The organism is Halorhabdus sp. CUG00001 (assembly GCF_009797925.1).
Taxonomy (GTDB): Archaea; Halobacteriota; Halobacteria; order Halobacteriales; family Haloarculaceae; genus Halorhabdus.
On the sequence record NZ_VOLB01000001.1, the window covers coordinates 2,508,134 to 2,528,446 of the forward strand.

At 65.0% G+C, this 20,313-nt stretch carries 25 protein-coding genes; 16 read left to right on the plus strand and 9 right to left on the minus strand.

The annotated features are described in order from the left end of the window. Positions 1–177: 177 nt before the first annotated feature. Genes FR699_RS12460 through FR699_RS12485 form a run of 6 tightly spaced genes read left to right on the plus strand, consistent with a single transcriptional unit; the run spans position 178 to position 3,183 of the window. Entirely contained in the window at positions 178–849 is a 672-nt protein-coding gene (locus tag FR699_RS12460; RefSeq protein WP_158855610.1) for a hypothetical protein, read from the plus strand. Continuing rightward, positions 846–1,157, plus strand: coding sequence for a hypothetical protein (locus tag FR699_RS12465; protein ID WP_158855611.1), 312 nt, complete (start codon positions 846–848; stop codon positions 1,155–1,157). The genes FR699_RS12460 and FR699_RS12465 overlap by 4 nt, the downstream gene beginning before the upstream one ends. Next, complete coding sequence (locus FR699_RS12470; protein WP_158855612.1) at positions 1,150–1,533, plus strand: hypothetical protein; 384 nt, start codon at positions 1,150–1,152, stop codon at positions 1,531–1,533. Before FR699_RS12465 ends, FR699_RS12470 begins: the two co-directional genes overlap by 8 nt. Beyond that, positions 1,530–1,979, plus strand: a complete 450-nt coding sequence (locus tag FR699_RS12475) for a hypothetical protein (protein ID WP_158855613.1) — start codon at positions 1,530–1,532, stop codon at positions 1,977–1,979. The genes FR699_RS12470 and FR699_RS12475 overlap by 4 nt, the downstream gene beginning before the upstream one ends. Further along, a complete protein-coding gene (locus FR699_RS12480; protein ID WP_158855614.1) occupies positions 1,976–2,161 on the plus strand; it encodes a hypothetical protein in 186 nt (61 codons plus the stop codon). Before FR699_RS12475 ends, FR699_RS12480 begins: the two co-directional genes overlap by 4 nt. A 14-nt stretch (positions 2,162–2,175) precedes the next feature. Beyond that, a complete protein-coding gene (locus tag FR699_RS12485; protein WP_158855747.1) occupies positions 2,176–3,183 on the plus strand; it encodes a site-specific integrase in 1,008 nt (335 codons plus the stop codon). A 269-nt stretch (positions 3,184–3,452) separates the two neighbouring features. On the opposite strand, the gene FR699_RS12490 is transcribed toward FR699_RS12485, so the two are convergent. From FR699_RS12490 to nirK, 5 genes are all read right to left on the minus strand, one after another. Continuing rightward, positions 3,453–4,565, minus strand: coding sequence for an asparagine synthase C-terminal domain-containing protein (locus FR699_RS12490; protein WP_158855615.1), 1,113 nt, complete (start codon positions 4,563–4,565; stop codon positions 3,453–3,455). A gap of 2 nt (positions 4,566–4,567) precedes the next feature. Beyond that, positions 4,568–5,254, minus strand: a complete 687-nt coding sequence (locus FR699_RS12495; protein ID WP_158855616.1) for a PHP domain-containing protein — start codon at positions 5,252–5,254, stop codon at positions 4,568–4,570. A gap of 115 nt (positions 5,255–5,369) precedes the next feature. After that, a complete protein-coding gene (locus tag FR699_RS12500; RefSeq protein WP_154552484.1) occupies positions 5,370–6,524 on the minus strand; it encodes a TIGR04347 family pseudo-SAM/SPASM protein in 1,155 nt (384 codons plus the stop codon). Next, the gene (locus tag FR699_RS12505) at positions 6,521–6,775 is read right to left on the minus strand and encodes an Htur_1727 family rSAM-partnered candidate RiPP (protein ID WP_158855617.1); all 255 of its coding nucleotides are present in this window, start codon (positions 6,773–6,775) and stop codon (positions 6,521–6,523) included. The genes FR699_RS12500 and FR699_RS12505 overlap by 4 nt, the downstream gene beginning before the upstream one ends. Positions 6,776–6,964: 189 nt before the next feature. Then, positions 6,965–8,077: a copper-containing nitrite reductase gene (nirK, locus tag FR699_RS12510; RefSeq protein ID WP_199268319.1), complete on the minus strand. Its 1,113-nt coding sequence runs from the start codon at positions 8,075–8,077 to the stop codon at positions 6,965–6,967. A 193-nt stretch (positions 8,078–8,270) separates the two neighbouring features. On the opposite strand from nirK, the gene FR699_RS12515 reads away from it, so the two are divergent. The 5 genes from FR699_RS12515 to purL all read left to right on the plus strand — a co-directional run bounded on the left by FR699_RS12515 (position 8,271) and on the right by purL (position 12,395). After that, complete coding sequence (locus FR699_RS12515; protein WP_154552482.1) at positions 8,271–8,648, plus strand: helix-turn-helix domain-containing protein; 378 nt, start codon at positions 8,271–8,273, stop codon at positions 8,646–8,648. After that, positions 8,645–8,926 (plus strand): hypothetical protein, encoded by a 282-nt coding sequence (locus tag FR699_RS12520; protein ID WP_154552481.1) that lies wholly within the window; start codon positions 8,645–8,647, stop codon positions 8,924–8,926. Before FR699_RS12515 ends, FR699_RS12520 begins: the two co-directional genes overlap by 4 nt. Before the next feature lie 218 nt (positions 8,927–9,144). Then, complete coding sequence (locus tag FR699_RS12525) at positions 9,145–9,444, plus strand: hypothetical protein (protein WP_154552480.1); 300 nt, start codon at positions 9,145–9,147, stop codon at positions 9,442–9,444. 134 nt (positions 9,445–9,578) lie between these two features. Then, positions 9,579–10,064: a halocyanin domain-containing protein gene (locus tag FR699_RS12530; protein ID WP_158855618.1), complete on the plus strand. Its 486-nt coding sequence runs from the start codon at positions 9,579–9,581 to the stop codon at positions 10,062–10,064. A 135-nt stretch (positions 10,065–10,199) separates the two neighbouring features. Then, positions 10,200–12,395, plus strand: a complete 2,196-nt coding sequence (purL, locus tag FR699_RS12535) for a phosphoribosylformylglycinamidine synthase subunit PurL (protein ID WP_154552478.1) — start codon at positions 10,200–10,202, stop codon at positions 12,393–12,395. A gap of 26 nt (positions 12,396–12,421) precedes the next feature. Here the strand turns inward: purL and FR699_RS13250 are convergent, their stop codons facing one another. From FR699_RS13250 to FR699_RS12545, 3 genes are read right to left on the minus strand one after another with little or no spacing between them, the layout of a single operon-like run. After that, the gene (locus FR699_RS13250) at positions 12,422–12,565 is read right to left on the minus strand and encodes a hypothetical protein (protein WP_195837570.1); all 144 of its coding nucleotides are present in this window, start codon (positions 12,563–12,565) and stop codon (positions 12,422–12,424) included. Next, entirely contained in the window at positions 12,566–13,828 is a 1,263-nt protein-coding gene (locus FR699_RS12540; protein ID WP_154552477.1) for a Coenzyme F420 hydrogenase/dehydrogenase, beta subunit C-terminal domain, read from the minus strand. Then, on the minus strand, positions 13,828–16,194 hold the full coding sequence (locus FR699_RS12545; RefSeq protein WP_158855619.1) for a rhodanese-like domain-containing protein: 2,367 nt from the start codon (positions 16,192–16,194) through the stop codon (positions 13,828–13,830). Before FR699_RS12545 ends, FR699_RS12540 begins: the two co-directional genes overlap by 1 nt. Before the next feature lie 649 nt (positions 16,195–16,843). Between FR699_RS12545 and FR699_RS12550 the strand changes: the two genes are divergently transcribed. From FR699_RS12550 to FR699_RS12565, 4 genes are all read left to right on the plus strand, one after another. Beyond that, the gene (locus FR699_RS12550; protein ID WP_195837569.1) at positions 16,844–17,134 is read left to right on the plus strand and encodes a hypothetical protein; all 291 of its coding nucleotides are present in this window, start codon (positions 16,844–16,846) and stop codon (positions 17,132–17,134) included. Positions 17,135–17,240: 106 nt separating this feature from the next. Then, complete coding sequence (locus FR699_RS12555) at positions 17,241–18,584, plus strand: hypothetical protein (RefSeq protein WP_158855620.1); 1,344 nt, start codon at positions 17,241–17,243, stop codon at positions 18,582–18,584. Between the two features lie 81 nt (positions 18,585–18,665). Then, entirely contained in the window at positions 18,666–19,178 is a 513-nt protein-coding gene (locus FR699_RS12560) for a hypothetical protein (RefSeq protein WP_158855621.1), read from the plus strand. Continuing rightward, positions 19,175–19,462, plus strand: a complete 288-nt coding sequence (locus tag FR699_RS12565; RefSeq protein WP_154552473.1) for a DUF2249 domain-containing protein — start codon at positions 19,175–19,177, stop codon at positions 19,460–19,462. The genes FR699_RS12560 and FR699_RS12565 overlap by 4 nt, the downstream gene beginning before the upstream one ends. 27 nt (positions 19,463–19,489) lie before the next feature. On the opposite strand, the gene lysW is transcribed toward FR699_RS12565, so the two are convergent. After that, entirely contained in the window at positions 19,490–19,654 is a 165-nt protein-coding gene (lysW, locus tag FR699_RS12570) for a lysine biosynthesis protein LysW (protein ID WP_135663665.1), read from the minus strand. A 140-nt stretch (positions 19,655–19,794) separates the two neighbouring features. On the opposite strand from lysW, the gene FR699_RS12575 reads away from it, so the two are divergent. After that, positions 19,795–20,286 carry a DUF6735 family protein gene (locus FR699_RS12575; RefSeq protein WP_158855622.1) on the plus strand — a complete coding sequence of 164 codons (492 nt, stop codon included), beginning with the start codon at positions 19,795–19,797 and terminating at the stop codon, positions 20,284–20,286. Positions 20,287–20,313: the final 27 nt, after the last annotated feature.

Below are 20,313 nucleotides of genomic sequence, written 5' to 3' on the forward strand. Positions count from 1 at the left end.
CGCTACCCGGGCAGAAAAAGACTGCCTTCGGCCGGAATCGCCCGCGAACAAGCAGACCGAATGCCCGCGCTGCGGGACCTCGATCGACGCGATCGAGACGCGCGGCCCGACGATCCACGTCGCCCAGCCATGCGGGTGTCGCGTCGGCGCGAGCCAACTGCTGATCAACAACTCACTATGACAATTCCATCCGAACTCGTCGTCGAGCGAGAGCGCGAGCGACGAGACGACACGAGCATCGACTTCGAAAACCGCTGTATCGAGTGCGGCGACGAGGCACTCGACCGCTGCCAGTGCTGTGGCCGACCGCTCTGTGGCCGCCATCGCGAGACCGGCGGCGGCTTCTGCCAGGACTTCACGAGTATCCAGACGCCGCTGGGCCAGATCCCGGCCTGTATCTGGAGCCTCGCCGACGAGCTCCGGATCGCCACGAACACGAGCCTCCTGTACGGCAAAGAGGACCTTCCCGATCCCGAGGAGGTGACCCGCGAGGACCTCGAAAACGCTGTTCGCGAGCAGCTTCCCGAGGCCGTCCTGGAGGCCGCCGCGGACCGACTCGCCGACGCTGTGCGGGAGAGTCAGGGCAACCAGATCCAGGGCAAGGGCTGGGCGCTGCACATCGAACTTAATCGGATGGTCGCCGGCAAGCGCGCGCCCGAAGCCGAGGCCCTGGACGCGATGGTTGACGCGCTCGACGACATGCTGCGACGCGTCGAGCGATCCGCCGATGATAGCGAGGAGCTCGAGATCGCGAACGACGTCTCGATCGGGATGGAGCTGGGTTTGGCTCGCGACGAGATCGAGCGCGTTCGTGGGACAGCGGTGGTTGAGGGAGGTGCGTCGACATGAGCGGACGAACTCGACTCACTGACAGAGTCGGGATCATGGCAGCCGACGCGACGGATTACCCGTCGATCGGCGAGACTGATCACGGTACGAGCGTCAGTGTCAGTAACCTCAGACAGGCGCTCGATTTGCTGGAGACGCTTGGCTGGCAGACCGTCGACATCGGCGTCGCCGACCCAGAGTACGCCGATGCCGACCACCCGCTTCTCGTGATCGAACCGCCGCATGGTGGCGTGTTTGCCAGCAGCGAGCAGGCGGCGATCACCGTCGCGCCAGTCACCGACAAGGGCCGGGGTGATGCCGATGATTGAGTCCGTCGAGGAACTCCCGATCACCGACCGCGACCCTGCCGAGATGAGCAACGAAGAGCTGACCGCAGAGTGGGCCGACGTCGCCGACGCTACGACCCGCGAGTCGCTCGTTGGCGACGAGGTCCACAACACGGCCCACGGTCGACGGAAAGAGATCTGGGACGAGATGGTCTCGCGCGTCGACGCTGAACCGCCCGAGTGTCCCCGGTGCCGCGCACAGGCTTGGACACAGACACCTGGCGAGCCGAAAGAGTGTACGGAGTGCTGGCTGACGCTCGGTTTTGAACACGAGGACCTGATCGAAGCGATCGACGAGTACTGGACTACGGTTCAGACCCTCGGCGGCGACCTCGATCTCGGTGGTGATCAGGCGTGACCACCGCCGAGGCTTCTGCAGACACCGAGGTCGGCACGAGTCCGGAGATCGTCGTCGAGCCGGACGAAACCGCCCGCCAATTGCGCGAGTACGTGCGCGAGGATCCCGAGGTCCGCCACGACGACTACGCTGACGCCGAGGATCCGATCACGGAGGCGTGTTACGTCCTCGCCGAAGCGTACTTCCACTCGCAGGGCGGCGAAGACAGCGACCTCGAGGTCTACCGCCTCGACTGGGCTGAGGTCTACGACGACGCCGAGGGCGCGCACTGGTATCTTCGCGACGGCGAGACGATCGTCGATCTATCGCTCCCGACTCCCGAGGACGGCCAGGGCCTTCCGTGGGACCAGGCCCGCCATCGAGCGTTCATCACGGGCTACGAGCCGAGCAACCGAGCCGCTCGCGTCCTGGAAGCACTCGGTCTCGACGGTGGTGATCGTGAGTGACGGACCTTTCGCGAGTGCTTGCGATCATCGCGACGCCGCTGCTGTTCGGATATATTTGGTACCATCCTCCGGTTCCCTCTGCGGGACCGGATGCGGCCCGAATCATTCCTGGGCTCGTGTTCGGAGTGTTCATTCTCGCTATCGGGCTGTTCGTCGAGGACGACGGAGGTGATCGTGAGTGACGGATCTCCAGCCGATGGGTCCGCAGGAGGCCGTCGAACTCTATCTGGATCACCGCGAGACGGAGCTCTCCGAAAAGTCGCTCGAGAACCAGATGTACCGGCTTCGGTCCTTCGTCGAGTGGTGCGACGCGGAGGGCATCGACAACTTGAACGACCTCACTGGTCGCGATCTTCACCAGTTCCGCGTCTGGCGGGCGAACGGAGAGAGTGATCGATACGACGAGGTCAGCACGGTCACGCTGGTTGGGATCCTCCAGACGCTACGGAAGTTTCTGGAGTTTTGTGCGAGCGTCGACGCTGTCGAGCAGGGTCTTCGCGAGCGCGTTTTGATCCCTGACGTCGATCCAGAAGATGAGTCCAGCGACGAGAAACTCCCGGCCGACCAGGCCAAGGATTTGTTGCGGTATCTCGACCGATTCCAGTACGCCAGCCGCGACCACGTCATCATCGCGATCCTCTGGCACACTGGTATCCGGCTGGGCAGTTTGCGAGCGTTCGATCTCGATGACTTCGATCCTGAAGGACGATACCTTCAGCTTCGCCATCGCCCCGAGACCGGAACGCCGTTGAAGAACGGTACGGCTGCCGAGCGGAAGATAGCTGTCGGTGAGCACTACGCACAGGTGATCAGTGACTACATCCGCCATCACCGGCACGACGTCGTCGAATCGTCTGGTCGTGAACCCCTGATTTCGAGTCGCCAGGGCCGACTAACCGAGGCCCCGATCAGGTTGACGCTGTATCGGTGGACGCGACCCTGCATGATCTCTGACTGCCCACACGACAAGCAGCCGGAGAGTTGCGACTGGATGCGTGATAATGCGAAGGCGAGCCGGTGCCCCAGTTCACGGTCGCCCCACGGTGTGCGCCGTGGGGCGATCACTCAGCACCTTCGCGACGGCGTCCCCGAAGAGGTGGTCACCGATCGGATGAACGTGTCCTCGGACGTCCTTGACCAGCACTACGACCAGCGTTCCGAGCGGGAACGCATGGAGACGAGACGCGAGTTCCTCGACAACTGAACCATGAGCAACGCACTCACCTACGCGAACGAATCGCAGGACGCACCGATTGTTAAACCAACCGCTCCCCGCCGAGTCCACTCGACTCACTTTTCTCGTCTCGTTCCCTCGGCGACCCTCGCGAATCCTCCGGATTCGCTCAGTCCCGCCGAGTTCACTCGTTTCTTTCCCTCGCTTCGATCGGCCAGTCACGCGTTCGCTCGGCGACCGTCACGACGACTCGCTTTACTCCGACGATCGATCGCGCTCGGCCAATACTGCGATGGGACTCATTCGAGCAGCGACTCGACGTACTGGGTGACGTGATCGTCCATTCGGCGCTTGAACCCGGCCTGTCGCGCCACCCGATCGAGTTCCCGGGCGACGAGACTACCGTATTGGAGGGCCTTTTTCTCCCGGAAGGCTACCGGATCGGGGAGCCACTTGCGGGCCGCCAGCCGGAGTGCGTACTTCCGCTCGCCGCGGTCGGTGACCAGCAGCGATCCCGGGAGAGCCAGTCCCGCTTCGACGACGCCATCAGCAAGCAACGGCGCGACCGGTTCGACACCGCCGGCCCGGATCGCCAGTACGTCCCGGGTCAGTTGGTCGGGGAGCGATTCGAGCACTTCGCGGCGCGCGCCACGGACTGTCTCGGCAGCGACACGTGGGTCCTCGGGGGCGCGAGCGACCTTGGCGTAGCCGCCGAACAGTTCGTCGGCCCCCTGGCCGACTGCCAGCCGGTCGAAGCCGTCGGCAGCCGCCCGCTTGGCGACCAGATACAGCGGCAGCGCGATCTCGACGGCCATCGCGTTCGTCCGGCCCGTTGCGGTTGCGACCGGCGGGACGGCCTCGACGAGAGCGTCGTGGTCGAGTTCGACGACGCGCACCTCCCGATCGAGGAGTCTGGCCGTCTCTCGGGCGGCTCGTACGTCGTGGCTATTGGGGAAGCCAGCGACGTACAGCGGCGCCTCGAGGCGAGCCGCCAGTAGCGCCGAGTCGACACCCCCCGAGAAGGCGATCGCCAGGCCGTCGGTGTCGACGTCGGCGAGCGCGTCGTCGATAGCGTTCCCGACAGCTCTCACGGCGGCCGTCCCGTCGCGAGGGGATGGGTCCGGCAACGACCACACCTCTCGGCGATTGCCCGCCGGATCGACGACCTGGCCCGCCGGTAGTGGCGTCGGATCGGCCAACTCGGTCGGATCGAAGGCCCACCGATCTTGCCCGTCCCCGTCGAGAAACAGTGGATACCGCCCGAGGACGTCACGAACCAGCGAGCCATCGACCCGCCCGGCAAACCCCCGGGTGCCCGAAAGGGGATTCTCGTCTTCGATCGCCGCCCTGATAGGTTCGGGATCGGCACCGACGAGCGGTCCCGTCGATGTGGCGTCCGCGTTCGAACCCATTGTTACTCGAGTAGCGATGCCAGGCGCGCGCGGATACGGCGCTTGGCCCCCCCGGCAGCCTGTCGGAAGCTGATGTGCCAGGGTGTCCGCCGTCCATCGATTTGGGTTCGCCCCTCGCGGATCGCCGTCAAAATAGCATCGACCGATCGCTCTTCGGCCTCGACGAGCGTGACTGCCCGGCCGACCATTTCGGCGATGTGAGCGTCGCTTCCTGCCGTTTCGGGGACGCCGTGTTCGCGAGCGAACGTGCGAGCCTGGCGGTTGGCCCGGCCGGTCAGGAGTCGAGAGTTGTACACTTCGATGGCGTCAGCCCCAGCCAGATCAGCCCGCGAGACGTGGGCCATCACGCCGCTCCGAGATTCCTGGAAGGGATGGGGAACGACGGCGATACCGCCCAGCCGTCGAATCCGGTCCAGCGTCTCGCCAAACGTCAGCCCTTGGGGAATTCGTTGCTCGACTCCCAGTGCGAGGACGTGGCCAGCGGCGCTGGTCACTTCCATGCCGGGGATGCCGAGCAGTCCGTACTCGGGGGCGCGGTCGACGGCCCGCAGACTCGCCGCGATCTCGTCGTGATCGGTCACGGCCAGGGCATCGAGTCCCGCCGCTGCTGCCCGTTCGAGTAGGTCATCGACGGCATCTCGCCCGTCGTAGGACAGCGACGAGTGGGCGTGTAACTCGACCGAAAGCACACGACCGACTTGCGCCGGTGGGGGCAAAAGCGTCGCGGTCTCCGGCAGTACACGGGGGATACTCTCGCTCGTTGCCCTCGGCCCGAGAGAACGGCCCCCCAATCCCGGCTTCGATTCAGTCTGCGGATGCGGACGGATCCTCGAGGCCGATTTCCTCGTCGGTCAGATAACACTGCGGGTCTCGTGCCCAGGGGTCGCCGGTTGCGGCGAGGGCACGATGGCGCGAACCGCCCCGGCACATCGCGTAGTAATCACAGTTCGGACAGCGATCGGGGACGTGATCCTCGCGGTCGCGGAGTTTCCGCAGGATCGGATTCGATTCGTCCTCCCAGATGGCGCTGAACGGTCGGTCGCGCACGTTGCCAAGCGAGTAGTGCTGCCAGTCGGGCGTGAGGTGGACGTTGCCCTGATAGTCGATGTCGGCGATGGCTTCCCCGGCCTGGTCGCCGCCGATCGCTTCTAGTCTGTCCCGGACGTCCGCCGCCTGATCCTCCCCGAGTTCCTCACGGGCGTACTGATAGACGTAGCCCGCGTCGGCGTAATTGCCAGTCAACAGCGTCTCGACGTCGTGGCCCCGCTCGTGGGCATCGAGCGTCAGGTCACAGACACGCCGGACGGCCCGCCGTTGGGCTTGGTGATCGACTTCGAAATCCATCACGTCCGCCTCGTCGTACTCCAAGTGGGCGAACTCGAAGCGTTCGACTCCTTCCAGGGCCAGCAGATCGAGGACTTCCTCCATGTCGGCGGCGCTCTGGTCAGTGATGGTGAATTTGACGGCGACCGGCAACTGGGCGGCCTGGGCGGCTTCGATCCCGGCCAGTGCGTCGTCGAAGGCTCCCTCCTGGCCCCAGATTTCGTCGTGGCGCTCGGGGAGGCCGTCGATCGCGACGGCAACCGCATCGAGGCCGGCCGTTTCGAGTTCCGCCGCCCGCTCCTCCGTCACTAGCGTTCCATTGGTTTCGAGGACCGTCTCCAGGCCCGCATCGCTCGCGGACTCGATCAGCGCTTCCAGATCGTCGCGCAGGAGTGGTTCCCCACCGGCAAGTCGGAGGACCTCGACTCCGTAGTCGGCGAGATCGGCAATCAAGTTCTGCCCCTCGGCAGTGGTCAACTCGCCGTCTGCGGGTCCCGGCCCGGCGTCGGTCCGGCGGTAGGAGCAATCGAGATTCGCGGCACCGGTCACGTGCCACACGATCGTTGTGCCCCGCTGTCTGTGCGCTGTCGCCCCAGCGTCCGTGTCGCCGCCGAGCAACCCACTCACGGGGATCATGCTGTCTCACCCGGCGTCAGCGCCGTGTCCGTGTACCGGAAGACGGCTTCCTCGGGACACAGCCAGATCGCGACGGGATCTTCGAACAGCGTCGTGGCCTGCTCGCGGGCCTGTGCCTGCTCGTCGGCGGTGACGCTGCCGACGTGTTCGAGTGGCTCGTCCTCGGTCTCGCGAACGAAGACTTCCCACTCCCGTGATTGTCGACCCCGGGGCTCGGTGCCCGTCTCGAAGGTGTTCGCGTCGTCTGTCATTACCTCCACTTCTCCGTAAACCTACAAACGAGTCCTGTGGATTCTCAACTGCTGGGAACACCTACACCCCCGGTCCGCTGGCTGATAGAGCCCTCCTACGACCGGATTTTGGCCGCCGGTCCCTGCAATACTTACCGCTTCTTGCCCGGATTCAGTTGACGTATCCGATTCTCGACTATATTGCTCTCCTCACTCGTAGCGGGGGTCCTCGTGGTCGGTCCCGTCGAAGCCGGGATCGAAGACCTCGGGCCGTTCTTCGCCGAGGACGTCGATTTCGGCCATCAGTCCCTTGCGGGCGACCCGCGAGAGGGCGTGATCGACGAGTTTGACACGCTCGGGGACGGGGAACTCCATCGTGCCGACGAAGCAACTGCCCGGCGGGACCGCCATCGTCTGGACGAACTCGTCGGGTGTCGAGGCGACCGCCCCGTTGGGCCAGGCCTCACTCCAGACGTTACCGATCGGGTGGAAGTTCGAGGTGAGGTTCGGCCCGCCAGTCACCATGTACACACGCGCGGTGTCGCCGGTCTCGACTTCCAGGGGGCCGTAGCGATCGGCGGCGTAGGCGTACTTTTCGCCGTTGAGCAGGACATAGGAGGGATTCTCGGCGGCCATTGATTCCATGTCGAAGGCGTGATGACCCGCCTTGCCGGTCGGTTTGTCGGTGTAAATTTCGTGTTGGCCGACGTAGAATTCGTGATCTACCTCGGGCAGTCCGTCCTCGGGTTCGACGAGGATCATGCCGAACATGCCCGCGCTGATGTGATAATCGAGGTTCGGGACGGCACAGTGATAGATGTACGCGCCCGGGTACTCCGCCCGAAAGCGCATCTTGTTTTCCGCGCCCGGCGAGGCGGTCGTCGCGACCGAGCCACCGCCAGTGCCGTAGATGGCGTGAAAGTCGACGTTGTGGGGCATGGCGTTGTCGGGCAGGTTCTCCATCGTGAACTCGACGGTATCACCCCGCCGGACCCGAACCATCGGCCCCGGGATCTGCCCGCCGAAGGTCATGTAGTCGAACGTCACACCGGGCTCGATCTCGGCCGTCACTTCTTCGGCTTCGAGCGTGATCTCGTGGGTGGTCGGCTCGTCACGATCGATCGGGTCGGGGATGTCGGTCGGATCAGCGGCCACGCTGTCGACGTCGGTCTCGCGAGCCGGCTTGGTCGTGGTCGTTTCCTCGGCCACGTCACCAGCGTCGGGTGCTGCGACACAACCCGCAAGCGAGGCGGTCCCGCCGGCTCCCAGTGCGCCCAGCAATCGCCGTCGCGTCGTCGCCAGGATGCCGTCTGAATTAGGCATACCTAAACATCGCGACTACAGTCCGTTCAATCGCGTGCCGAACACGTTCGACTGTTCGGGTACCGGCGACCGACGCGGAAAACCGAAACACAAATTCACCCGAAGCGCCCAGTCCTGTGTATGCTCCCGTCTCGACGAACGCGCGGAACCAGCGTCCCCGATCTCCCGAGTAGACGGGGAGGGTCGGAATGAAATGGTCCGCGATCCGTTCGCCGCCGACGACGCGCCAGATTTGCAGGACGTGCTCGATGCGCTCGACGACCCGGAGTGTCGGCGGATAATCGAGGAACTGGACGAGCCCATGACTGCCTCCGAGATCTCCGAAGCCAGTGATATCCCGCTCTCGACGACTTACCGGAAGCTCGATCTCCTGACTGAGGCGTCGCTGTTGACCGAGGGAGTCGAGATCCGGCCGGACGGCCAGCACGCCAGTACGTACGAAGTCGCTTTCGAGGAAGTCATCATCGGCCTCTCCGAAGACCGCGAAACCGAGGTCCAGATCGCTCGCCGGGCCCGGACGGCCGACGAACGTCTAGAGAACCTGTGGTCGGAGGTGCGCAAAGAAACATGAGTCCACATATCTCATTGACCGTCGTGGCACTGAAGACGCTCACTCTGCTTTTGGGTGGCCTGATAACCTTCCTCGCCTACCGGGCGTACCGTCGAACCGACGCCCAGTCTCTCGGGGCGCTTGCCCTCGGCTTCGGGGTGGTCACAGTCGGGGCGATTGCCGCCGGGATCAGCGATCTCATCCTCGATTTGCCCATCGATCAGACGCTCTTACTGGAGTCGGCCCTGACTGCGGCCGGGTTCGCGATCATCGTCTACTCGCTGTACACGTCGGATTGACGTCCGCTCCGCGCCCACCAGGGGTGTTCACCCGCACCTTCCGTCATCGGTCCACAGTCGATCCTTTCTGTCGGCCCTGTTTGTCGAGAATCGTTCGCGGGAGGATCGCATCTCGCGGGGGCGATTACCGGCCTATATTGCCGGTTATTCCCACCGCGTGGAAACGCCCTACGGCTTATATCTCCCGTGCGGTCACATGTTCGTGATACGGGACGAAAATGCAAGGAAGCGTCGTCGTCGTCACCGCCGCCAAAATGATCGTGCTGGGATGTACGGGCATCCTCGCGTCTCTCGCCTACCGGGCGTACCGTCGAACCGGATCCTCCGCGTTGTGCACGCTCGTCGTCGGACTCACCTTCGTCGCGTGTGGCTCTCTCCTGGGCGGGGTGCTCTATCAGTTCGGGTCGCTTGGCTTTGACGTCAGTATCGGTGTCGAGAGTGCCTTTACCGCCTTCGGATTTGTCGTCGTCATCTACTCGCTGTACGTCGGCAACGCCCGCGACGGGTTCACGCCTTGACCGGCCCGGTTGCCGACTCTCCGTTTGGCGTACACGGGCTACCCCCATTCGTTGCGACACGAATATGATCGGCCCCGTTGTCAGCGGGCGCGTATCTCGCTGTCGTTTTAGGGGTGTAGTCCCCAAGCGTACGTATGGCACGTAGACGGCAGTTCATGAGCACGGTGGCGACCGGACTCGCGATCGGATCACTGGCCGGCTGTTCGAGTGACGAGTCCAGCGACGATTCCTCGACCCAGTATCCCGACTATACCGACGTCCCCGACGCGGCCGAGGAGTATCTCTCGGATACGAGCAACTACGACGGGACTGGCATCGACGCGAGAGATGCCGAGGAAGTGTCCGTGACCGTCGGTGCAGAGGGCAACGGCAGCTTCTGGGCGTTCGGGCCGCCAGTCGTCGCGATCAGCCAGGGCACGACGGTCGTCTGGGAGTGGAACGGCAAGGGTGGCTCTCACAACGTGGTCTCGAAGGACGACCGCGAACCGCTGGACAGTGGGACAGCTGTCACGAGCAGCGACAAGACCTACGAGTATACCTTCGAGGAACCTGGGACCTACCTCTACGTCTGTATCCCTCACCGAATGAACGGCATGAAGGGTGCCATCGTCGTCGAGTAGCCCGCCGTATTCCGGCGACGGACCGTCGGGCAGTCTGTCCTCGCTCTCGGTGAGTGCCACAGTGATTCGAGCGACAGTGCTCGGCACGCAGACGCATAGTAAGCGATAAACGGGCTGCGGGGCGAGAGACCGCCAATGGCCCTATCGGACCCAGACCGCGAAGTCGTCGTCGAGGAACTCGGACGCGAGCCGACCCACCCGGAGGCCGCACTGTTCGAGAACCTCTGGAGTGAACACTGCTCGTATCGCTCCTCGCGTCCACTCCTCTCGGCCTTCCAGAGCGATGGCGACCACGTCGTCGTGCCCCCAGGTGACGATGCCGGCGTCGTTGCTCTGCCCGAGGCCCAAGACACGTATCTGGCGATGGGGATCGAGAGCCACAACCACCCCTCCTACGTCGATCCCTACGACGGGGCGGCGACCGGCGTCGGCGGGATCGTTCGGGACATCCTCTCGATGGGGGCTTACCCGATCGCGCTGACCGACTCGCTGTACTTCGGTGACTTCGATCGGGAGTACCCGCGCTATCTCCTGGAGGGCGTCGTCGAGGGCATTTCGGACTACGGCAACTCGATCGGCGTGCCGACGGTCGCCGGGTCGACCACCTTCCACGAGGATTACGAGGAGAACCCGCTGGTCAACGTCGCCTGTATCGGGCTGCTGGAAGCCGATCGACTCACCACTGCCAAGGCCCAAACGGCGGGCAACAAGCTCGTCTTGGTCGGGTCCTCGACCGGCCGGGACGGCCTCGGCGGGGCCTCCTTCGCCAGCGAGGACATCGCCGAGGACGCCGAAACCGAGGACCGCGGGGCCGTCCAGGTCGGCAATCCGTATCGCGAAAAGTTGCTCATCGAGGCCAACGAGCAGTTGATCGAAGCAGATCTCGTCGAGTCCGCCCGGGATCTGGGGGCCGCCGGGCTGGGTGGGGCCTCTAGCGAACTCGTCGCCAAAGGTGGCTACGGGGCCGAGATCGACCTCGATGCCATCCACCAGCGCGAACCCGGCCTCACCGCGATGGAACTGCTCCTCTCTGAGTCCCAGGAGCGCATCGTCTACGAGGTCCGTCCCGAGAACGTCGATCGCGTCCAGGCGATCGCCGACCGCTACGATCTGGGGTCGGCGGTCATCGGTGACGTGACCGACGATGGGCAGTACGTCTGTCTGAAGGACGGCGAGGTCGTCGTCGACGTCCCCGCCGAGTTCGTCGGCGAGGGGGCCCCGCTGGCTGACCTCGAACGCACGGAGCCAACCCACCCCGAGACGGATCGACCCGCCGTCGATCTCGACTCGGCGTTCGAGACCGTCGTCGGTCATCCCAACACTGCCAGCAAGCGCTGGATCTACCGCCAGTACGACCACGAGGTCCAGGTCCGGACCGCGATGCGGCCGGGCGACGACGCCGCCTTGCTCTCGATTCGCGAGGCGCGCGCCGACCAGGGGGCCGCCGAACGGTCGAGCGGTGAGCGCCACGAGACGGGTGTCGGCTTGGCGATCTCGGCCGGGGCCGACCCGAACTGGACCGAAGTGGCCCCCTACGAGGGAGCGCGGGCCGCCGGCCTGGAGAACGCGACCAACATCGCCGCGAAGGGGGCGACCCCGCTGGCGGCGGTCGACTGTCTCAACGCCGGCAACCCCGAGAAGCCCGAGGTCTACGGCGAGTTTGCAGGCATCGTCGACGGCCTCGCGGACGTCTGTGCCGACCTGTCGGTCCCGGTGATCGGGGGCAACGTCTCGCTGTACAACGATTCGGCGACGGGGCCGATTCCGCCGACGCCGACGCTGGCGATGGTCGGGACCAAAGATAGCTACGACGCGCCGCCACTCGCCCTGTCCGGCGAGGGACAGCTCCTTCTGGTCGGTGATCTGGCGCTTGCCGGTGAGGACGAGCCGCGACTCGGCGGCTCACAACTACTCGCGAGCGAAGGCGGGACGGACCGGTTCCCCGCCTTGCCCGACGATCCCGCTGCGTTCGTCCAGGCCCTCGCCGAGGTGGCCGACGCCGACGGGACGCTTGCCGTCCACGACGTAAGTCACGGTGGCCTGGCAGTCACACTCGCGGAGATGGTTCAGACGGACGCTGGCGCGGACGTCACCATCGAGACGGCCGATCCCGTGGGCGCACTCTTCTACGAACAGGCCGGTCGTGCCGTGATCGAGACGACGGCCCCAGACGTGGTTCGTGCTGCCTTCGAGGGTATCGCGCCGGTCGTCGCACTCGGCGAGGCAGATTCTTCCGGGACGCTTTCGGTGTCTGTCGGTGACGAGAAACTGCGTTTCGACGCCGATACCATCGCGGACCTGCGGTCGGTTATCGAAGACGAGTTAGACTGACCCGAAGTGTGACCGATCGGCGAAATTCAATCGTCTTCTCGCTGTTCGGAGAGGTGTTCCCACACTTCGGCACAGCCACATCCGTCCTCGACGTCGTCGAGGTGGTCGTCGGGCTGTGTGGCGTCCTCTGTCTCGTCGTCGGTTGTCGTGTCCATCTGTGAGTCGGTCATTCAGCACCACTCCTCGTACTGGTGGACGCGGGCGGGATTGAACGCGACCGGTGCCCGGTCTGTCTCGTCGTAAGCGTCACGGTGGGTTGCGTGGCTAATCCAGACGTCGCCTTCCGGATCGAACGAGCGGGCCATCGCTTCGCGAGCGCGTCCGGCGTTCCAGTCGGCGAGCTGTTCGATCGGGCCGCGATCGTCGAGCGCTCGGGCCTCAAGTGCGTCTCTCGCGCGCTCGAAGGCGTCCGTTCCGCGTTCCGTCCGGACCAGCAGTGTCGACTCACCCTGTGGGCTGCCGACGGTGCCGACCGTGAGATCGGCCGTCTGGCCCGTGGCGTCGGCACACTCTAGACAGCCCTCCAGCACTGCGCCGGCGAAGTCAGCGAGCGAGGCGCGTTCGTGGCCTCCGTCGGTCGTTTCGATGTGGATGCCCTGGCCGACGAGATCGAACCGGGCCACGTCATCGACAGCGAGGTCGTACTCGGTGGCCAGGACGTGTTCGAGGCCCTCGTCGTCGAACGCTTGCGTACAGGTCAGGGCGATCGTCAGATCGATCGCCTCGAGTGGGCGGGCCTCGTCGAAGCGTGCCTCGCGGTACGGGCTCCGTTCGAGGGCGCTGACGCCTTCGATCACGCAGGGCGTCCCGACCAGCGCCAGATCGGGGTCGGCCGGCAGTTCTGCCTCATCGAGCAAGTCCGCCAGGCCATCGAGTTGGAGCGGCTGGGTGAACAGCGTCCCGGCGTATTCTCGGACTTCGGCCGGGCTGGTCGCCAGCACCGGCTTTGCCAGCCCATCGCCATCGGATTCCGTCGCCACTACGGCACCGTCGATCCCGTCGGGCCCATCGAGTAGGGCCGCGAGCAGCGCCGTTACTGCGCCGCCGTGCTGGGCACCGTCGACCCCCTCGGCTGCGCTGGCGGCGTAGGCTGACGCGACCGTGCCGAGTCCGTCGGCGACATCTTCAGGAGCAGCCCCATCCAGCACTGGCAGGCGTTCGTAGCGTAGCCCGGCTCGGGGACAGGTGTCCCAGCAGCGCGAACAGCCGGTACACATTTTCACCAGCGTCGGCCGCCGATCCGAGTCGGCGATCCCGATGGAGTTCGAGGGACAGGCGGCGACACAAGCGCCACACTGGACACAGCGGTCGGCCTCGATGACGCTCTCGTCGAGGTGGCGAAACCGCACTTTGTTGCCGGGGGGCTGTACGTCGGTCGTCGGTTCCCGCGGATCGTCGCCGACCGCGGGCGTGTGGGGGTGTCGATTAGCCATCAGTCTGACCCTCCTGATTGGACCGCCGGAGCTGGATCGATCTCGGCCGGTCGCAGCACCTCCGCGAGTCTCTCGTCGGGGACGCGCCGGCAGAACTCCTGAAAGCGCTCGTCGTCGGCCCCTTCGCGCTCGAACGTCTCGACGATGCGCTCGATCGCGCCGGGGATCTCCTCGATCGGGACTCGGGGTGCGATCCAGGTGGCGAATTCGGGCTCGACATCGAGCTTCCCGCCCAGCGCGACGTCGGCCGCGCTCTGGACGCCCTGTTCGGTCTGGCGGGTGTCCCCTCGCAGGCCGATGTCGTCGATCTGAGGTTGGGCACACGAGGCCGTACACCCACTGAAGCGCAACCCGATCCGATCTTGGTCGGTGTCGACGCGCTCGTCGAGTTCGGCGGCCCAGCGCTTTGCCCGCGCTTTCGTCTCGACGAGGGCGTAATTGCAAAACTCCCGGCCCGTGCAGGTGACGACACCGCGCGTGAACGGTCCGGGGTCGGGCGAGTATTCCGCAAGGAGTGGCTCCGCGTGCAGGTCGGCCAACTCCTCATTAGCCACGTCCGGGACCAGCAGGTTCTGCTGGGTCGTCAGCCGGACTTCGCCGCTCCCGTAGGTTTCGGTCAGGTCCGCGATCGCCTGGAAGTCTTCACCGTCGATCCGGCCGACCGGGATCGAGAGGCCGACGTAGTTGGCCCCGTCGGCCTGGTCGTGCACCCCAACGTGGTCCGGGTGGTGGTGCTCGACCAGATCCTCACCCGCTGACTCGAACTCGACGGGGGCAAAGCGCTGGAGCTCGGCTCGGAACTGCTTTGCGTCCCACTCCTCGACCAGAAAGCGCAGGCGGTTGACGGCCGTATCGAGGTAGCTGCCGTGTTCGACAAAGAGGTCTGCCGTCGCCCGGACCACCTCGACGACCTGATCTGGTTCGACGAAGACGTCGAGATCGCTGGCGATCCGTGGACTGTCCGAGAGGCCGCCGCCGGCCGCGACGTTGAACCCCAGGCGATCGCCTTTCCGGGCTGGCGTGAAGCCCAGATCGTTGATCTCCGGCTGGGCGCAGGCCCCACGACAGCCGTTGACGCTGACCTTCAGCTTGCGGGGCAGGTTCGCATAGCGGTGATCGGCCAGGAACGCCTCGGTGATCGCCTCGGCGACCGGCCGGGTGTCGAGTACTTCGTCGGCGGCGACCCCGGCGGCCGGACAGGAGACGACGTTCCGGACGGAGTTACCACCGGTCTGGAACGTCGAGACGCCGGCCGGGTCCAGCAGATCCCAGATCTCGGGGACGTCTTCCATCCGAATCCAGTGGAACTGGATGTCCTGGCGGGTCGTCACGTCGAGGTAGCTATCGCCAAATGGCGACCGCTCCGGGTCACGGTCAGCGGGCAGTGTCGCGTACTCTTCGGCGACGGTCCCCAGCGCGCGTGCGGCCTCGCTGTCGAGGACGCCGCCCGGAATCTTCGTCCGGAACATGAAGTACCCGCCCTGCTTTTGCTCGTAGAGGCCGACGAGTTTGAGCTTCGCCGCGGCGTCTTCGCCCAGAGCGGCTTTGACCGCAGCCGGTCCCTCACTGGCGTGTTCGCGGACGCGGCGCTTGATCTCGGCGGGATCCCAGTCGTCGGTTTGTGTGCGGAGCCAGTCTTCTAAGCTCCCCTCGTAGAAGCGGACGTCCTCGTAGCCCAGATCACTCAGCACGGCGTAGACGTAGCTGAGGCGCCGGGCGGTGTTACAGTAGAGGACGATCGAACGATCGGGCGTCAGATCCTGTTCTTCGAGGATGGCGTTGATCTCCGCGTCGGATCGGCGCCGGCCAGTCTCGCTGTCGACGAACCGTTCCCAGTCGAGTTGGATCGCGCCGGGAACGTGGGCCTGTTCGTACTCCGGTTCGGTGCGGGTGTCGACGACGGCCGCCTCGCTCTCGACGGCGGCTTCGACGGCCGCCCGCTCGGCGACGACATCTCCCAGGGCGTCGATCTCGTAGGTGACCGAATCGACACTCGGTTCGTCGGTCGTGACCTGTCGATCGCGTTCCCAGGTGCTGTAGTCGCCGTCAAGCAGGGAGAGATCGCCGTCGTGGCCGTAGGCAGCAAGTGTGATCAGGAATCGCGCGGCGTAGACGCCGCGGTCGTCGTCGTAGGCGATCACGTCGTCGTCGGGTGCGATGCCAGCCTCGCCGAGCCACTCGGCCAGGGCGTCGGCTTCGGGTAACATCCCCGTCGCGAGACCGGTCGGATCCCGGAAGCGGTCGGTCGGGATGTTGACCGCACCCGGAATGTGCCCGAGTGTTTCGTAGGCTGACGCCTCGCGAACGTCGACGACGGCCGCGTCGGCGTCGAGCCGATCCGGCGAGCGAAATTCGATCGTCCCCATGGATATCCTCTTCTTGCACTACGCCACTCATAACTTCCACCGCACGTCCATGTGTTGCCGCCCTCTCTGACACCACGAATTTTTACAAAATCCATGATAAAATGGTTGTATGATGGGGGATATGGGTCTATTAGATACGTATGGGATATTTACGAATCGGGGGTGGCAGCGGGCGTCCAGGTTTGTCCTGCGATGGACGGGAGTGTACCTAAGACAACAACCCCCGATGCTTGGGGCCATTACATAGACTTGCAGCCAGGACTCGACCTGCCAAATTAGGCCTATCGATCGTGATGGTTTCGAAGATCACGGAGCCGAACTCACAGACGCGTCGAAGGAGGTTACAAATGTTGCCGCTTTTCTGGACGCTACTTGCATACCATTTTGACAGCGTTCAGCAGCCGTGCGTCGCCCACTCAAGCTCTCTCGGGGGTCGTGCCTCGTCACCGATCGATCATCGCCTGGCCTGGCGATCAGTGCTACATCGGTACCTGGCAGTCGGGGCCGGCCCCCTCGTCCTCGACTTGTTGGATTCGATGTGAGGATCGGGGTGGCTAGATCGGTCGCTGCCGGTCTGGACCGTTCCCATCGCTGATCCGCGCTCGCCTGACCCATAGGTTCAGGTTTGTCCGGATCGAACATGGTTGTGATGCGCCCCAAACTACGCCGCCTTGGATACGCCTGGATCGCACTGCACGGGTTGCTCAGCGCCTTGCTACCGAAACAGTTGCTGAACCTCTCGATTCGAACGTGGCTGAGTGGGTTCGAAAACCCCGGTGATCTCGAACCCCGGGACTGGTACCTTCGGGCCGTCCGGGCCGCCGGCGTCGGCATGATCGCCGCCGGTCTGACCGGGATCGTCTTGGAGCGCGATGCCGAGTCCGCGCCCGACGAACCCAGTGTCGAGATCGACGCGCCGGCCGAATCGGACGCCGCATAACTGACTCGATCGCGGTGGTGGCGCCCCCTCTGTCCACTCGTCGGACGGGAACTAAACCGAACATATTCGGCAACGGTGGCAGGGAGCGGGAGAGTGAACGACGGGTATGCGAGCGATCACGGACGACGTCGACACAGATCGAGGCCCACCGGTAGCAGTACCGTTGCAACACGTGCTCCTTGCCGTTGCCCTGTTGTTGGTCGGGCAGTTGCTGGCGAGTGCGACCGTCACCGAGCCGGTTGGACTCTCCGAGTTGGCGTTGCGCCACCTGTTTCTGGCTGGCTTCGTCGGCGTGACGATCATGGGGGCGATGACCCAGTTCGTCCCCGTCTGGTCTGGCGTCTCGCTTTACTCCCGGCGATTGAGCGTCCTCCAGGTCTGGCTGGTCGTCGCCGGCCTGCTCGGGTTCGTCGCCGCTTTCCTGACGGTCGAACTGGCGATGTTGCACGTCGCCGGGACGCTGCTGGTGGCCGGCTTCTGGGTGTTCGTCTACAACGTCGCCCGGACACTCGCCCGAGCGCGCCCCTTCGACGTGACCGAGATTCACTTCGTGATCGCGCTGGGCGCTTTCCTCGTGTTGACGCTGTTGGGGTACCTGCTCTCGCTCGATTACACGATGGTGTTGTTCGGCGATCTCGCGATCACTCGGGTGGGCGTCGCCAGTGCGCACGCGACCATCGCCGTCTTCGGAGCGGTATTGCTGACGGTGGTCGGGGCGCTCTACCAACTGGCTGAAATGTTTACCCAGGCCGACGACGACAGGGTTGATCGCGCGATCAAGCGGGTCGAACTCCTGGCCTACCCGGTCGGCGTGGGGCTGCTGTCGGTGGGTCGTCTGCTGGGCGAGACAGTGCTCGCTCAGGTGGGTGTCGTCCTCGTCGTGGGGTCGCTCGCCCTTGTCGGCGTGTTCCTCGCCCGGAAACTCCTCCGGGCACAGACGGAACTCTCGCCGGTCCTCCTGCGATACGCCGTCGTCGCCGTTGCGTTGTTCGGCTGGGCGGCCCTGACACTGCCGACCTGGTTGGCCGATCCGACCGACCGACTAACGGTATTGGGTTCGGCTGCCAGTGAGCCACTCCTGTTGCTCGGCGTCCTCGGGTTCGTCGTCTTCGGCACGCTGTATCACATCGTCCCGTTTCTGATCTGGGTGCGGACCTACAGCGACAAGATCGGCTACGAACCGGTCCCGATGGTCGAGGAGATGTACGACCCGCGCCTCGCCCGGGCGGACTTCGTTCTCTTGCTCGCCGGGACTATCGGCCAGGTGGCTGTGGCCGCCGTCGACGCGCCGACGATCGCCCTGCAGGCGGCGACGCTCCTGTTTGGGGCCGGCGTGGCTGTCCTCGCGGTGAATCTGACGCTGACGGTCCACCGTCACAGCACGCACTCGCTCGTGAGTCTCTTGTGGCCCTCGTTGTCGCTTGGCTCGGACGCTGACGTCGCCGAGTGACGGATCTATCTCCCGGCCCACACGACTGTTTCGAATATGTTCGGCACAAGGGTCGGGGGACCCAGCCTACGATAACTGGGTATGAAGCGACTCGGCTCTACCGGCGACACGTTCGACGACGAGGATGCGTTCGTTCCGGACCACCTGCCCGCGCCAGGCTCGTTCCTGGACGGGCACGACGTTCTCACGGACGAGGATCACGTTGCCTTCCACGAGGAAACCTGGGAGGTCTTCGAGGAGCGTGGCGTCTACGATGTGACCTTCGGCTACAACCTGGCGAAGTTGAACCTGGATACGCGCCATCCCGAGGCCGGGTTTCGCTACGCCGAATCGACTGACGAGTCGGGCGTACTGTTGGCGGAGTTCACCCCCACAACGGAGTTTTGTCCGGCCGGCAACTCCCTGGCGATCGGGGCCTTCCGGGCCTGGAACGGCCTCACCGACCGACACGACTACGACCTCGTTCGCGTCCGCGTCGCCCAGATGCACAACGAGAGCGAGTCGCTGAACGCCGACTTACAGCGCCTCGAAGACCAGCTCGAAGCGACCGGCGAGGTGCCTGGTCCTGACGCACTGCAGGAGGGGTCAGCATGAGCGACGCTCCCGCCGACATCGATCTGGACGCCCTCCTCGAAGCGAGTGACGCGCCGGAGACACATGCGGTGGTCGAACTCGACGTTCGGACGCTCGGGCCGCCAAAGCCACTCCGGAAAACCCTGGAGGCCAGTGCCGACCTGGCCGACGAGGAGGTTCTGGTTCAGTACAACGACCGCACGCCCCAACACCTCTACCCGAAACTCGACGATCGTGGCCTGACCTACGAGACCGTCGAAAGTGAGGACGTGACCGTCACGCTCGTCTGGAACGGCGACGACTAATCGCCGTTGGCCGGAAAATCAGCGGCGTTACTCGCCCCAGTCTTCTTCCAGTTCCGGGGCAGGTTCGAGCGTCGCCGGGTCGACGGCGACGACTTCCAGTTCCGCGCCACAGGTTGCACAGTCGACGATCTCTCCGACTTCGACGTTGTCGTGTAGGGATACTTCCGCCCCACACTCCGGGCAGTCACTCATACGGGTCTGTCGAGGCTTGCCACTGACTTCAAGGGATTGATTCGACGCTGGGGCCGACGGTTGAAGTGTTCGACCGCGGCCAGCGTGGGTATGATCTCGCGACACCCAGGCTTGGACGGCCCTGCCCGGAGGGACCAGCAGTGACTGATCGCGCCCTGGTCGTGCGAACGGTGACTGCTGGCGTTCGACTCGAAGCGACTGTCTGGCACGACGACCGCGTGTGTCCCGATGGCCGACTGCGCGCTTTCGACGGTGACGACCGTGCTCCGTCGCTGTCCGCAGCAGTCGAACGGCTGGACTTCGCCCGGTACGACGGCCTGTACTATCAGGGGCCAGACGGCGACTGGACCGCTTTTCTCGCCTGCTGGCTCGCGGTCGAACCGTGGACGGGGGATCCGACGCCCGAGCCGCGTGGCGACGGGGCCGTCGTCGAACGCCGAACCGCGCGGGACGCTCAGGCACTGCGATCCTGGGTTCGGGCTGCGAAGGGCCCTCTCGTGGATGAGATTGCCACCGGAACACTGCCGCCGGGCGAGGCCCGATCACGACTGCTCGGGGCACTTCGCCGACGTGCCGGGGATCGGCGGGTGATCGTCGCCGCCCCGGCAGGCGTCCAGCGCTCAAGACGGTGAACTCGCGTCGCTTTTGTGCGGTGGCCG